The sequence below is a fragment of the Rhodanobacter humi genome, from assembly GCF_041107455.1.
In the GTDB taxonomy this organism is placed as follows: Bacteria; Pseudomonadota; Gammaproteobacteria; order Xanthomonadales; family Rhodanobacteraceae; genus Rhodanobacter_A.
Genome location: NZ_JBGBPY010000002.1, coordinates 1 through 13,465, shown reverse-complemented (window position 1 = coordinate 13,465; position 13,465 = coordinate 1). Strand labels below are relative to the sequence as shown.

16 protein-coding genes are annotated in these 13,465 nt (G+C 61.6%); 11 read left to right on the top strand and 5 right to left on the bottom strand.

The window, feature by feature from the left end:
- Positions 1–578 precede the first annotated feature (578 nt).
- From AB7878_RS18285 to AB7878_RS18270, 4 genes are all read left to right on the top strand, one after another.
- Entirely contained in the window at positions 579–1,175 is a 597-nt protein-coding gene (locus AB7878_RS18285) for a JAB domain-containing protein (protein WP_369495810.1), read from the top strand.
- A gap of 283 nt (positions 1,176–1,458) precedes the next feature.
- Positions 1,459–2,088, top strand: coding sequence for a hypothetical protein (locus AB7878_RS18280; protein ID WP_369495809.1), 630 nt, complete (start codon positions 1,459–1,461; stop codon positions 2,086–2,088).
- A complete protein-coding gene (locus AB7878_RS18275; RefSeq protein WP_369495808.1) occupies positions 2,088–2,351 on the top strand; it encodes a hypothetical protein in 264 nt (87 codons plus the stop codon). The genes AB7878_RS18280 and AB7878_RS18275 overlap by 1 nt, the downstream gene beginning before the upstream one ends.
- A complete protein-coding gene (locus AB7878_RS18270; protein WP_369495807.1) occupies positions 2,348–2,554 on the top strand; it encodes a hypothetical protein in 207 nt (68 codons plus the stop codon). The genes AB7878_RS18275 and AB7878_RS18270 overlap by 4 nt, the downstream gene beginning before the upstream one ends.
- A gap of 125 nt (positions 2,555–2,679) precedes the next feature.
- Here AB7878_RS18270 and AB7878_RS18265 read toward each other — a convergent pair whose 3' ends face one another.
- Positions 2,680–3,300 (bottom strand): hypothetical protein, encoded by a 621-nt coding sequence (locus tag AB7878_RS18265; RefSeq protein WP_369495806.1) that lies wholly within the window; start codon positions 3,298–3,300, stop codon positions 2,680–2,682.
- 544 nt (positions 3,301–3,844) lie between these two features.
- Here AB7878_RS18265 and AB7878_RS18260 point away from each other — a divergent pair.
- The 4 genes from AB7878_RS18260 (at position 3,845) to AB7878_RS18245 (ending at position 5,704) form a co-directional block, all read left to right on the top strand.
- Positions 3,845–4,417: a hypothetical protein gene (locus AB7878_RS18260; RefSeq protein ID WP_369495805.1), complete on the top strand. Its 573-nt coding sequence runs from the start codon at positions 3,845–3,847 to the stop codon at positions 4,415–4,417.
- 72 nt (positions 4,418–4,489) lie between these two features.
- Positions 4,490–4,771 (top strand): hypothetical protein, encoded by a 282-nt coding sequence (locus AB7878_RS18255; protein ID WP_369495804.1) that lies wholly within the window; start codon positions 4,490–4,492, stop codon positions 4,769–4,771.
- Between the two features lie 79 nt (positions 4,772–4,850).
- Entirely contained in the window at positions 4,851–5,516 is a 666-nt protein-coding gene (locus tag AB7878_RS18250) for a DUF7673 family protein (RefSeq protein WP_369495803.1), read from the top strand.
- Positions 5,498–5,704, top strand: a complete 207-nt coding sequence (locus AB7878_RS18245) for a hypothetical protein (RefSeq protein WP_369495802.1) — start codon at positions 5,498–5,500, stop codon at positions 5,702–5,704. The genes AB7878_RS18250 and AB7878_RS18245 overlap by 19 nt, the downstream gene beginning before the upstream one ends.
- Before the next feature lie 569 nt (positions 5,705–6,273).
- Here the strand turns inward: AB7878_RS18245 and AB7878_RS18240 are convergent.
- A complete protein-coding gene (locus AB7878_RS18240) occupies positions 6,274–7,260 on the bottom strand; it encodes a DNA-binding protein (RefSeq protein ID WP_063090038.1) in 987 nt (328 codons plus the stop codon).
- 167 nt (positions 7,261–7,427) lie between these two features.
- Here AB7878_RS18240 and AB7878_RS18235 point away from each other — a divergent pair, with 167 nt between their 5' ends.
- Together AB7878_RS18235 and AB7878_RS18230 are read left to right on the top strand one after the other, a co-directional pair.
- Positions 7,428–8,591 (top strand): tyrosine-type recombinase/integrase, encoded by a 1,164-nt coding sequence (locus tag AB7878_RS18235; RefSeq protein ID WP_027485182.1) that lies wholly within the window; start codon positions 7,428–7,430, stop codon positions 8,589–8,591.
- A complete protein-coding gene (locus AB7878_RS18230) occupies positions 8,588–8,896 on the top strand; it encodes a hypothetical protein (protein WP_043795550.1) in 309 nt (102 codons plus the stop codon). The genes AB7878_RS18235 and AB7878_RS18230 overlap by 4 nt, the downstream gene beginning before the upstream one ends.
- 57 nt (positions 8,897–8,953) lie before the next feature.
- Here AB7878_RS18230 and AB7878_RS18225 read toward each other — a convergent pair whose 3' ends face one another.
- Entirely contained in the window at positions 8,954–10,588 is a 1,635-nt protein-coding gene (locus AB7878_RS18225; RefSeq protein ID WP_027485181.1) for an ArnT family glycosyltransferase, read from the bottom strand.
- Positions 10,589–10,666: 78 nt separating this feature from the next.
- On the opposite strand from AB7878_RS18225, the gene AB7878_RS18220 reads away from it, so the two are divergent.
- A complete protein-coding gene (locus AB7878_RS18220; RefSeq protein WP_007509076.1) occupies positions 10,667–11,647 on the top strand; it encodes an IS5 family transposase in 981 nt (326 codons plus the stop codon).
- 228 nt (positions 11,648–11,875) lie between these two features.
- On the opposite strand, the gene AB7878_RS18215 is transcribed toward AB7878_RS18220, so the two are convergent.
- Together AB7878_RS18215 and AB7878_RS18210 are read right to left on the bottom strand one after the other, a co-directional pair.
- Complete coding sequence (locus AB7878_RS18215; protein WP_007509079.1) at positions 11,876–12,277, bottom strand: GtrA family protein; 402 nt, start codon at positions 12,275–12,277, stop codon at positions 11,876–11,878.
- 90 nt (positions 12,278–12,367) lie between these two features.
- The coding region (locus tag AB7878_RS18210; RefSeq protein ID WP_369495801.1) for an MFS transporter at positions 12,368–13,465 on the bottom strand (1,098 nt) is incomplete at its 5' end.

Genomic DNA, 13,465 nt, shown 5'->3' with positions numbered 1-13,465 from the left:
TGGCGACTGCCGGAATGGCCTAGTTTGACCGAGCCAAATGAACCGAGCCGCCACTTCCCGGCCTCCCCGCGGTTGACGTTTGCTCTTGAAGCTATCTCAACACATCAGCGGTATGGGGCTGTGGAGCTGGTGGACAGCTGCCGGCCGGTGGTCAAGTTGGGGGCAACGGCTTGCCGTTGTCCCCGGCTTGTCCACGGGAAGCCGCGCAGCGGCTAGGCAGGTACCGGCGTGCCGGCTGTCCACAGATCCACAGCCCAGGCACGCGCACCGCGTAGACATTCCGCATCACGCCGGCAGCTGATCGCTGCAGCGGCCTTCGGCCGACACACAGCAGATGCAGCGTACCGCTGCCCTTATGGCGTCCATGTCCATCCGCCACAGGCGGGTGGCTGACCAGAGCGAACTTCGCTGACCACCTTCCGCCATCGCTAAACGGTGGGCCAGGTGCGCAGGCGGGCAAGGGTTCGCTGCGCCGGTTCCCGCCCTTGCCCGCCTGCTTCATCACCCGGCCGACCTACGCGACCCACGGCGAAAGGCACTCAGCGAAGCATGGTCAACCACAAGAGGCACAAAGCGACATGGATCACCAGTACATCAAGAACAACACCAACCAAGAGCCGGCTCAGGCATCTAGCGGAGCATGGGGAGAGGCAGGGGCATACAAGGGCGTGGCATCCCAACCACCGCCCGCTTACGTGATTGAGGTCGACCCGGAGCCGTCCAGCATCTTGACCGAGACAGACCGTGCGACGTTGCTAGCGGCGGCAGCGATCTACGAACGCGTTTTGACTTCGCGGGGCCGTCAGCTTGGCAATCCCCGAGATTCCGGCGATTTCATCAAGGCGCGGCTGTTCGGGCTTCCGTATGAGGTTTTCGGCTGTCTTTTCCTCGATAACCGCCACCGCGTTTTGTGCTTCACCGAAATGTTCCGGGGCACGGTCGACGGCGCGAGTGTTCACCCTCGCGAGGTAGTGAAGGAAGCGCTGGCCGTCAACGCCTGCGCGGTCATTTTTGCCCATAACCACCCGTCTGGCGTGTCGGAGCCGAGCGCGGCGGATCGGGCAATCACGCGGGAACTTCAGGAGGCGTTGCGGCTGGTTGGTGTGCGGGTTCTTGACCATTTGGTTGTCGGCGATGGCGAGCCGGTGAGCATGGCGGCGCGAGGGCTGATCTAACAGCGAAGGGCGCGGCGGTTTCGCCGCGCCCTTGGTGACAGCGATCGCGCCTGGCCAGCTGCAGGCTGTCACCACCGGGAGGAGCTGGCAAAACGGTTGCAGCGACAGTCGCTGCAGCTACGCCATTCATGCCCGGCCGCCTGCGGCGAGTGGTGACCAAGAGCGCTTCGCCGACCACCTTTCGCCATCGCTAACGGTAGGCCGGGTGCGCGTCCAGGCAAGGGTTCGCTGCGCCGGAATCCTCACCCGGTCGCCTTCGGCGCTGCGGCTTCCGGTTCCGCCCTTGCCTGCCCGCTTCATCACCCAGCCGCCCTACGCGATCACGGCGAAAGGCACTCAGCGAAGCATGGTCACCACCAGAGGCAGTACCGACATGGAATACCGGAACAGCTACATCAACAGCATCGAGCAAGAGCCGGCTCAAGCATCTAGCGAAGCATGGGATCAGGACAAGGCAAGGGCGCTGCTGGCTGACCTGCAGGCAAAGGCTGTGCCACTCTTCAGGCAGGCGGTGGCGGAAGCAATCGCGATGCCGTCGACGGACGCCACAGCGGCATTGATCGAGCTGCAACAGTTGGCGTGGACGAACTACGCCGCACTCGGTTTCCGCTGCATGTCCGATGCCTTTGCGGCCATCGTGCCGCGCTCCGACACGCTGACCCTTCATGCGTGGTCTACGCAACGGCTGAAGATTCGTGGGTTTGATCTGCTGGTGAAGGCCAGCCCGTTTGCCCTCGCCGCGTATTGCGTGCATGTCGAGGTGATGAGCGTCGACAGGTCGCCGCTGCCGTTCACCGAAACCGGGTACCAGTCGCTTTTCGTGCCCTTCGCGGCTTTGGTCGATTCGTCCGACCTCGCCGCTTACGTGGCCGACTTGTTCCCCGCCGACCCCATCCAAACGAGCCTGTTCTGATGACACACGCCGAAGCCAAGGCCATCGCCGAAATCCTCAACGCGGCCACGCGGGCGGGCAACCTTGCCACCGCCTACAGCATCGTCGGCAAGCTCGCGAAGCCAGACGCCCAGGCCGTGATCCTCGCGGCCGGGCACAGCACCACGACGATCCGCGACAAGGGCTTCATCGCTCACCTGCAGGCGTCCATTGCCGGCGCTTGCCGCGCCCGGCTGGACGGCTGGACATACACCACCGAACGGAAGAAAGGACGGGAAGCATGAGCATTGCAGAGACGCTTGCGAACAAACCCATGTGGCAGATCGAGGCCACGGCGCGGAACGTCACGAACAATCGAAGCTCCGAGTTCAGCAGCTCGAAATCCTTCCGGTTTTCGGACGGCTCCTTTATCGAGGTCGACCGCTGGGGGCATCGTCAGGTGTTCCTCGCCAACGGCTGGAATGTCACCCAGGAGACGCGGTTATGAGCGAGCAACTAGAGCCGAAGGTGATGCCGGCGAACATGAAGGCGGCCGCATCGAGCCGCCGCCTTCATGGTGGTGACAGATCCCGCCGGCGCCGGCGGATCTGCTGTCACCACGTACTGCAGCCGTCATCGACGCTTCGCCTTCCCCTCAAGCATCCAGGCGTTGGCCTTGGCTCCCCATCCGGCCGCTTTCGGCCTGCCCTTCAGGCCCGCGCTGATCTTCTCCCGCGCTTCGGCCGAATGCTTCACGCCCCGTTTCTTATCGGCAATCCCTTGGCGTATTTCGGGATTGGCGGCGATGGTGGCCCGGCCCTTCGCCAGCGCCGCCGATCCTTGCTCGGCGTCGTAATTCGATTGGAGCAATTGCGTGGTGCCGGGGGTGAAGCGCTCCACATCGAGCGCACGCCGCCAGTTCGTGACGGTCGATGGCGTGAAGCCCCACGCGCCCGCCACGGCGCGAGCGCTCTCGCTCCGGATCGCTCGCACCAGGTCATCGGTAAAAATGATCGTCGGCAGGCCTGGCCGCTTGCGCTTCGGCCACGGCATGGGCCCATCCGTCCAGCCGCTGACCTCAACCAAGCCCAACACCTCATCGTTGATCCAGTCGCCAATGCGACAGGCAGGCGGTTTGTACGGGCCGAACAACAACGGCGGCGCATCTTCCACGGGCGGCGTGTGGTAGCGCCGCAGCTCGCCCTTCGAGCGCGGAGCTTTCGGCTTGGCGCGGGATCTTTTGTTTGTGGCCATCGCCAGATGATCGCAAATCCAGAGCGCGGCCGTGTACCACCGCCGCAAGGTCACAGGCGCGGCGGCGCCGACCGTGTACCACCGTCAGCGCCGCCGCCAGAGCCGCTAGAGGCGGCTCCCTACAGCGTTCCAGTCCCAGGGCTGCGCCCTTCCCTGCCGCGCCATCGCGGCGACGGCCTGTGGCCGTTCCAGGCGGGTTCGTTGACCCCGCCACCAGGTTGATCTTCCCGGTGCCGCCTTGCGGCTCTGTTTGAACAAGAGCCGTCCCGCTAAGTGCTTCGCCATCGCTAAACGGTAGGCCGGGTGCGCAGCCCGGCAAGGGTTCGCTGCGCCAGTGCCTGCACCCGGTCGCCTTCGGCGCTGCGGCTTTGTCACTGCCCTTGCCCGTCTGCTTCATCACCCGGCCGACCTACGCGATTCACGGCGAAGCACTCAGCGAGACGATGTTCAAACAGATCGGCGGCACCAGTCAGATCCACCGATCAAGCCACTGCAAAAGCCGGCTCAGCATCTAGCAAAACGATGTTCTTAGGAGAAAACAGCAATGACCTTTGATGAAGTTCAGACCTTGCGCAGCCGGAAGGCAGAGGCCCACGGGCTGGCGGTCGCGGGACAGTTCGAGGACGGTTCGATTTTCTTCACGGGCGGCACGGCCGAGCGGCCTTTGTTCCTGGCATTCGCCGGGCGTCGGTCCAAGGCGGCAGCTTTCTACAGCTTCAAAACCGAGGAAGCGCGCAACGCCTACGCCGAGAAGTGGCAAGCAGACCGGGTACAGGCTTTGGAAGCGACGAAGGCTCGCAAGGCCGAGGCCCGGAAGCCGCACAGCCTGAAGGTCGGCGACGTGCTTTACACGTCGTGGGGATACGAGCAGACCAACGTGGAGTTTTACGAGGTTGTTTCGGTGCGCGGCAGCGTGGTCGACCTGCGCGAGCTGCAGCAGGATCGCACGGAAAGCGGCATCGGCATGCAGGGCGAGTGCCGCGCCCTCCCCGGTCAATACCGGGCCGGCCTGATCGTCGGCAAGCGCCCCACGGGTGCAAACACCGTTCGCATCGACTCCTGCAGCACGGCGTGGCCGTGGGACGGGCGGCCGAAGTCTTGGAGCAGCTACGCCTAATTAACCCTTCCGCGTTGCCAAGATGGTATATTTTGGTAACGCGGCACCTACTCAAAACGCAAGGATGAAGACATGAGAAACACACCGAAAACCAACGTCGAGATCATCACCGAGATCATGGAGTTTTCGCGCTGCGGCGCGCTGGCACAGTTGTTCATCATGGACTCGGTAGCCCGGCACGCCGAACGCGTGGCAGCCGCCTCGCTGGACGAGCTGAAGAGCATGGAGGGCGGCTTGATTTCCCCCGCCGCCTGGAAGGCCACGGCCGCAGAGATTGCCGAAAAGATGCGCAAGCACCTAACTCCCGAGCGGGAGCCGGTTTCTGTCTCCGCCCATGAGATCGAGCGCGGGTAAGACTTCTGCCGTAATCTGGCGACAGCTGCGAGCTGGCCAGGTGCAGGCCTTGTCACCAATAGCCACAGAGGAACACACCATGCCCAGCGTCATGAACACCAGCGTTATCAGTCGCGAGGATCTTCAAGCCATGTTCTCCGAACCCGAACCCATGAGCGACAAAGAGCGGGCAGCGCTGGAACGGCTGCTGAAAATCGGCAGGAGCGACACGGGCCAATCGCGGCGCGTTGCAGACTTCTTGCTGGCGTGGTGGAACGCCGGCAGCTGCGGCGGCTTTGACCTCACGGATCTATGGGCTGTCGATACCGCGATTGCAACGGACATGGTGACCGTAGTCGGCCTGATCGCCCGCGTGAACAGCTATCCGGATACGCTGGGCTACGGCGAACAATTCGAGGCGCTGGTACGCGAGTGGCGGCCCGAGCTGGTCAATCCGTCGCCGGAGGCCGCGAAGGCCTTGGAGAAGGCCAAGCAACAGACAGACGAGCGGGGCAGGGTCGACATGCTGGCGACGCTGGTGACCTACGGCAGTGCGCCCGGCTATAGGGACGCGAACCTGGTGTTTGACCTGAAGCCGCTGCATGGCGGCGCTGCACCGTTTCGGGCTGATCTACAGATTCGGCCGCAGGATGCCGAGAGCATCGTTCGGCATCTGCGCGATGTTCACGAACTGGCGTGGCGAAATGGTGCGCCGCTCGATGCCGAACCCGGCGAGAAGCGGCCGGCATGGATCAACCGGAGCTGATGCCAAATACGGTTGGAAAAGAAAGCGGCCGCATCGAGCGGCCGTTTTCTTTGGTGACAACCAGGTGCATCGAGCTGGCCAAGAATGTCACCAGCATCCAGAGCGCGGCCGTGTACCACCGCCGCAAGGTCACAGGCGCGGCGGCGCCGACCGTGTACCACCGTCAGCGCCGCCGCCAGAGCCGCTAGAGGCGGCTCCCTACAGCGTTCCAGTCCCAGGGCTGCGCCCTTCCCTGCCGCGCCATCGCGGCGACGGCCTGTGGCCGTTCCAGGCGGGTTCGTTGACCCCGCCACCAGGTTGATCTTGGGGTTTGGGGAGCAATGGAACGGAAAACCGGGATAAGGATAAATATTCTTTGTCTGTCATGGATTTAGGGTCGTGCCCGGATATGGGAAAAATTGGGTCATAGGCCTCAAACATGGCTTACGCATCCCGCTGCTTGCCCCGCTTATTAGTCGATGGAAAACCCCCGGCTCTGCCGGGGGACTCTCAAAGTTTGACGGCTCCGGGATTTCGCTCCGCGCTGTGTTGCTTTGTGCTCTTGATCTTCGCCGATTGCGAATAGGCCCCTTTGAGGGGCCAGCAATCGTAAAGCCCCCGGCTTTGCCGGGGGATACTTACTTCGAGCCGTCGCCGGCGATGCCTGCTCGGCCAGCTAAGCAGTAAGGCGCGACTCGGCGGCGGTAGCCCGAGTTTCAAGCGACCGCATGGCTAATTTTGCCCAACCCCCAAAAATGTAAAGCGCGTCTTTCGATGTTCAATGTTGCCGGCGTTTTCGAGGCGGTGCAGGTGTCTGAGTTAACCGAGCCTCTGCGGCTTTCGCCCGGGCTTCGAGCGACTGCACCGCCGTGCCCATCCCTTCCAATTGACCGCGAACTGCGGCCAACTCGATGACCATCCGATCCCGCTCTGCGACAGTAGTGGCCAGTGCTTCAAGGCGGATATCACGCTCAGCCAACTCGCGACGATGGCGCCCTGCATCCAAGCGTAACTCCGCCAAGCTGGCCTGCTGCTGTTCCAGTCGCTCTCGCGCTTTGGTCAGCTGGTTTTCCGCGCGCCGCTGGCCTTCGCGTGCGGCGTCGATCTCCTGCAGCATGCGTGCTTGCGCGATCTCCAGTCGCTCATTCGCTTTATCGCGTTCGATCTGGAAAGCCGCATCTCGGCTCGAGATCGCGGCTTGGAATTCCTCGGCCTGTTCGGTTTGAGCTTGACGGATACGTTCGATCTGTTCAGCCGTCTCGGTCTGCAAGGTGATGAACCTTTGTTGCAGCGCCTGCCCATCCTGCAGAGCTTGGTTCTTCGCACCCATCTCGGTCTCCACACGCGCTTGCTGCGCGGCAACTTCATGTCGAAGTGTTTCGCACTGTTCGGTCAGTGCTGTCGCCATCTCCATGGCATCGGCGCGCGTTTGCAGGGCTGCATTCCGCTGCTGCTCGGCCTCCGCCAAAGCGGTCTCCAAGGCGCCCCGCTGTTCGGCAAATACCGCTTCGCCCTGCTCGACAGCGGACACCCACAGGGTGCGCATCGCATCGGCCACAGCGGCCGGGAGATCGGCGCCGAGGGCGTCCGCTTTTGTACGTTCGTCCTTCCACAGCTTCAACTCGTCATTGATCGTCGTGCGGCTGCCCTGCTGGATGGCCGTATAGATCTGGTCGACCGTGATTTCGTGGGGTCGTTTGCCGCCGACAACGAGCTGGGCAGCGGCTTCGCGGGTACGTTGGCGGGTATCACTGACACGGCTCATGGGCATTCTCAGTTGCTGGCGGGTCAATTTCGCAGGATATGAATCATGTATATCATAGTATTACGTTATATGTGTAATGATTAAATCAAGAAAGTTATGATAATCCCTATAATCGAAAGTAATTCAGCAGTACGCTGGTGGTCCCGCGGCATTGGACATCGGAAAGCATGACTGAACATCCTTTGAGCCTCGCCGTACCCCAGGCCCTGCCTCCTGTCCTGTCGGGATGCGCCGGAACCAACCGTGCTCCGGCGAACGTGGCCCGACAGATTGCGGCCAATGACGACGTGGCGGCGATCGGCCTGTGGCTGGCGGAATATCACGACTCGCCCCATACCTTTCGCAGCTACCGCAAGGAGGCAGAACGGCTGCTGCTCTGGGCCACGCAAATACGTGGCAAGCCGGTGTCGAGCCTCACCCGCGAGGATGTGATCGCCTACGAAGCATTTCTCTGCCATCCGCCCGCCACTTGGTGCGACGACAGTCTGGCCCGTCGTGGTGAGCATCGGCGCCTGTTCACGGGACCATTGGCCGAGCGCAGCCGACGTCAGGCCTTGGGCATCCTCGCAGGGCTGTTCAACTATCTCGTACGCGCCGGCTATCTCGCCGGCAGTCCGTTTGTGCTGCAGCGGCGACGGGCGCGTCGCGGGATGCCCCGTGCTATCGAGCGCTATCTGGACCGATCCCTTTGGGACGACGTGCTTCACAGCATCGACGGTTGGCCACGGTCGACGAACCGGGATTGCCAACGCTACGAACGCGCTCGTTGGGTACTGCGTTTCCTGTACGAAACGGCTTTACGGGCTTCCGAGGCCGCCGCGGCCTGCGAGAGCGATTTCCAGCGCGTTCGTGGTCGGTGGTGGCTCCATGTCGTGGGCAAAGGCGGCGTCGAGGGTCAGATCCCCCTCAGCGACCATCTCATGGAGGATTTCGCGCGCTATCGCGGCTTCCATGGGTTGCCGCCCGCGCCGGCCGACAATGGCAAGATACCGGCCATTCTGGGGATCGCCGGCCGCGCTTCTGCGCTCACTCCCACGGCGATCTATCAGATCGTCAAGGCCACCTTCCGGCATGTTGCGGATACGCTCCAAAAGGAAGATGCCGCCAAAGCCTCCCGAGTGCGGCGGGCGTCGACTCATTGGCTACGGCATACGGCCGCCACGCATCAGGCCGAAGACGGAACACCGATCCACCACATCCAGCAGAATCTTCGCCACAGCTCGATCGGCACGACATCGATTTACCTCCACGCAGAAGAAGATTCACGGCATGCAAGCACAACGAGAACGCGAGCCGACGCCTCGCAGCAAAGAGAAGGAGACCTGCCATGACTGACCCCGACGATCGTTTCGGCATGCCCGCCAGTGCTTTCAAGGCGGCCAGGGAAAGTCATGGGCTGGATAGCCCCGTTTTTCGGGCGGGCATGTATGTACCCACCCGGCATGAAGTGGCCACGTTGTCTGCCACCCAACTTTTGCCGATCGTGATCGACTGGATGTGGGAAAGTCCGTCCGAACTGATTCCAGACAATAAACAGATTGGGGAACTTCGCGCCCTGCTGGCGGCCCGTCCTGATGCGGATGAGCCGACACTGCGAGAACTCATCACCGCGTGTGATGATTATTTGAAAATTTGATAGCGTGCTTTTTTCAACCGGGTTCAGTTGGAAAATTCGTCCAAAGGGTGCGGTTGTTTAGTTCGCCTTCGGCAGGCCTTCGCGGCCGGCGGCCAATTCGCTGGCTGGCCATATGGTCAACCACACGCCACGAAACGGCTGTACATAAAGAGCTATACGTCGATCGAGAGATGTCACCGTGGCTGGGTAGCTCACGATCCATCCTCGGGGATGTGCCTTTGCCCACACTTGCACCGACTCGCCTTCGGACAGCTGCGTCATGGGCCGTGTCAATCGGCCCAGAAAGTCGAACTGACCGTCGTACGTTTCCACATTGGCGATGGGTCTGCCCTGAGCTTCGGCACGTGCCAGTAACACCGCCGCCGGCTTGAGATCGAAAGCCGGCCACCAGGTGAGCGTGAATAGACCGTTGGCGGCGACGGCACCCACAAGGCCCACCAAAGCAATGCGGTGCAACTCGCCCCTTCTTGGCAGAAGCAGGCCACCGAGCAAAATATAGAACACGCCGAACGCGCTGCTGAAAGCCCCCAGCGTGGCGAGCTGCGGATCACGGACTACCCCGCGCGCAATGAGCTGCGGAAGTGCAAACAGGGACAGACCAGCTCCCACGGACAAGAATGCCAACGGCCACGGACCGAGCCAACGGCTCCTTCCCGGAGGAGCATGTTTCCGAGCCACGGCGGCGGCGAACAGCAAGGCGAAACCCGCACATTCCGGCAACAGGTAATACGGCTGCTTGCCGCTGATCAGCGAGAACACCAGTAACACCGGACCCAGCCAAGCGAACACGAAACGCAGTCCTGGTTCGAACGGACGCCGCAGGGCCCCTAGTGCGAACCACAGCCTCGGCCATAGCGCGAACGGAAACACCAACAGCGGCAGTAGCGGCAGGTACCACCAGAGCGGTTTCGCATGCGCGAACGCTTCCACCACGCGCCCTGCCGTCTGGTGGAACAGCAATTGCTCGCGATAGGTGGGGCCACCGATCGAGGCGGCCGTGAGCGCCCACGCTAGCAGCATGCCGCATCCGGTCAGTACAGCGAGCAGACCGCCGGCGTACCACCGCCGTGATTCACGCCGCGCCCAGTCATTCCACAGTGGACCCAGTAACCAGGGAAAGGCGACGTGCAACAGCATCACCGGGCCTTTGGTAAGCAACCCCACGCCGATCGCCAGTGCGAATCCGATGAAACAAGGCGCTTCACGACGCGAGCTCGGGGCAAGACTGACCAAGGCACCAAGAACACTGGCGGCAAGCAGCACTTCGTACATGGTTTGCAGGCCGAACAAGAACGCATAGCTGAAGGCGAATAACACCCATGGAGTCGTTCGCGCGACCGCCGCGCGTTCGGGGAACAAACGATGTGCGAGCACGGTGGCAAGCACCAACTCGACAGCCCCCATCAAAACTTCGAGCACACGGGGCCAGACGTCGCCCACGCCTCCGACAGCCCATCCCACATGAATCAGCCAGAACAGCATGGGCGGTTTGTCGCTGTAAGGCGCGCCGTTGAGGGATGGCACGATGAAGCTGTGCCGATGCCACATGTCCCACGCCACCGCGAGCGTACGGGTGGAATACATCGGCATCGGGCCGTGCATGAAGATCGCGACCAACGCGACAGCCATCCACAGGGGGAGCCAGGGCCACAGCATGCGCAGCGCGTCGAAACGGTTTGAACGGAATGACATAAGACAACCAGCTAAGGATGCTCTGATTTATTCCCGATCTGCGGCATCATAGCGACAGACCTCAGGAAGCACCCGTCGATGAAGCAACGTTCCTTTGCCTCGCTCAGTTTCGAGTCCAAGAAGAAGCCGACGCGGCGGGAGAAATTTCTTGGAGAGATGGACAAGGTGGTGCCGTGGGAAGCGCTGTTGGCGTTGATCGCACCCGCCTATCCGACGTCTGGCCGACGTGGCCGACCGCCCATGCCAGCAGCGACCATGCTGCGCATCCACTTCATGCAGCAATGGTATGCGCTGAGCGATCCTGCGATGGAAGACGCGCTGTATGAGATCGAGTCAATGCGGCGCTTCGCTGGGTTGGAGTTGAACGAGGAGGCGATCCCGGATGAGACAACGATTCTCAAATTCCGCCGGTTTCTGGAACAGCACGGCTTGGCGGTTCGGATTCTCGAAACGGTGAACTCCTACCTCGGTAAACAGGGCTTGCTCTTGCGTCAGGGCACTATCGTGGATGCCACGATCATCCAGGCTCCGTCGTCGACGAAGAACCGCGACAAGCAGCGCGACCCCGAAATGCATCAGACGAAGAAAGGCCAGCAGTGGTACTTCGGCATGAAAGCGCACATCGGAGTGGACGTTGAATCGGGCTTGGTGCACACGGTGACCACCACACCAGCAAACGTGGGTGACGTGACGGAAGTAGACAAGCTGCTGCACGGCAAAGAGAAGACGGTGTACGCCGATGCCGGTTACCAGGGTGCCGAGAAGCGAGCAGCCAAGCGCGGTCGCACTTGGTACATCGCTGCCAAACGCGGCAGCGTCAAGGCGATGCCCGAAGGTGAGTTGAAGGAAGCGGTGAAGCACACCGAACACATGAAGGCAGCGGTTCGTTCCAAGGTAGAGCACCCGTTCCGGGTGGTGAAGCGCCAGTTCGGCTATCAAAAAGTGCGTTTCAAGGGACTATTCAAGAACACCGCGCAGGTACTGACGTTGTTCGCACTCTCAAATCTTTGGATGGCACGGCGAACGTTGCTGACTTCCGTAGGGGAGGTGCGCCCGTGAGGCACCCAATCATGGTGATTCGGCGCAAAACGGCACCGTGACAGTGCTGGAACTGCTCAAAAGTCATCTTTCTATGTAACAAGACCGGAAGTTTTGGCACGGCCGTCTGGACGGCTGTTTCGAACTTCATTGATCAGAGCATCCCTAATGGGAGACATGGTGCGGCGGAAAATGCGCACCAAAGTGCACTACATCGACCGAACGCATTCGGTCGATGCAATTACCGTATCAGTGGCTGTGAAACACCAGCTTTGACTGGACGACATAGGAAATCAAAGCGCCCGTGATTCCTGCAATGAGAAAGATCAGACCTCCCGACAATCCCATGGTTGTCCCCCATGCGGTGAGCCCCGAAACGAGTGCCGCATTGCCCAGCTGGAGCGCCGCATAGCGTGGGAGTGCCTGTCGCTTCGGCGCATCACTTTGAAATGTAAGCCGGCGCTGCATCCAGAATGTCGGCGGAATGGGCAGTAACGTTCCGCAGATCGCTGAAACGACCTCGCCGACGTGAAACACATAATGCAAGACCATCGAAATGCACAGATAGAGCAGGAATCCAGTACCGCCCGCGAGGAAGAAGAAAAAGGTTCGGCGGACGCCCTCATTCAAGGCGATCGATCTGATAGACATGCTTGAATAACTCATTGAGTGTTGACGCGACGAGAGAGCAGTCGCATGTTTGCTGGAGATAGCCGATTGAATAAGCACGCTGTCCATCCTTCAGATAGTTGCCGCACGCCGTGTCGGCAAGATCACCCACAACAGTACCGCGCTCACGATGGCCAGGACGCCGAACGCCCCGAACGCGGTACCTGCGGTGGACTGCTGCCAAATGACGCCGAACATCAACCCGGCAGGGATGGCTCCCAACCCCGAAATCATCGTGAACCACCCGAAGGCGGTACCGCGGTCAGCTTCCGTCGCCAAGGTGCTGACCAGCGTTTTTTCCGCGCCTTCGCCGACGCCGCTGAGCAACGCATAGACGATCACGACGATCCACAGGCCCAGGATATTTTCCACGAACGCGAACAGCAGCAAGCCCACGCCGTAGGCCAACCAGGTGAAGGTCACGACCCCGACTTTGTTGAAACGGTCGGAAACCTTTCCGGCACGCCAGGCGACCCCTGCTTGCACAGCGCACAACACGGCCCAAAGCAGAAGCACCTGGACATTGCCCATACCGATTTCGTGAGCACGTAACAGAATGAAACTCTCCGACGCACTGGCGAAGGCAAAAAGCATGAAGACGGTCAGGAAACGCCGCGATGGAACGGTCAACGCACGCCAGCGCAAAGGCGCTGGCGCCGTTCCTGGCTTGATCGTTTTCGCCGGCACATCCTTGACGAGAGTCATCAAAACCACCAGCGCGAGGGCCGCGGGAATGGCCGATAGCATGATGACCACGCTGATGCGATGGCTGATCCACAGCAATGCCGCCGCAGCGATCAGGCTGCCGCCGACCGCGCCGGCGTAATCAAAGGCGCGATTGATGCCGTACGCATACCCCCGCAATGCCGCCGGCGTGGCATCGGCCACCAACGCATCGCGGGGGGCACCACGCACCCCCTTGCCGACGCGGTCGAGACTGCGCAGCAACAGCACCATCGGCCAGTTGAGCGCCAGTCCCACGAGCGGTCGCGCGATGCTCGACAGACCATAGCCCATGATGACGAAGATCTTGCGCCGGCGCCCACGCACATCTGAGCGACGACCGGCCCACAAACGAAACCCGCTGGCGACCGCATCCGCCACGCCATCGACGAGGCCCATCGCCACCGGACCCGCACCCAACGTCGTGACCAGCAACAGCGGGATCAG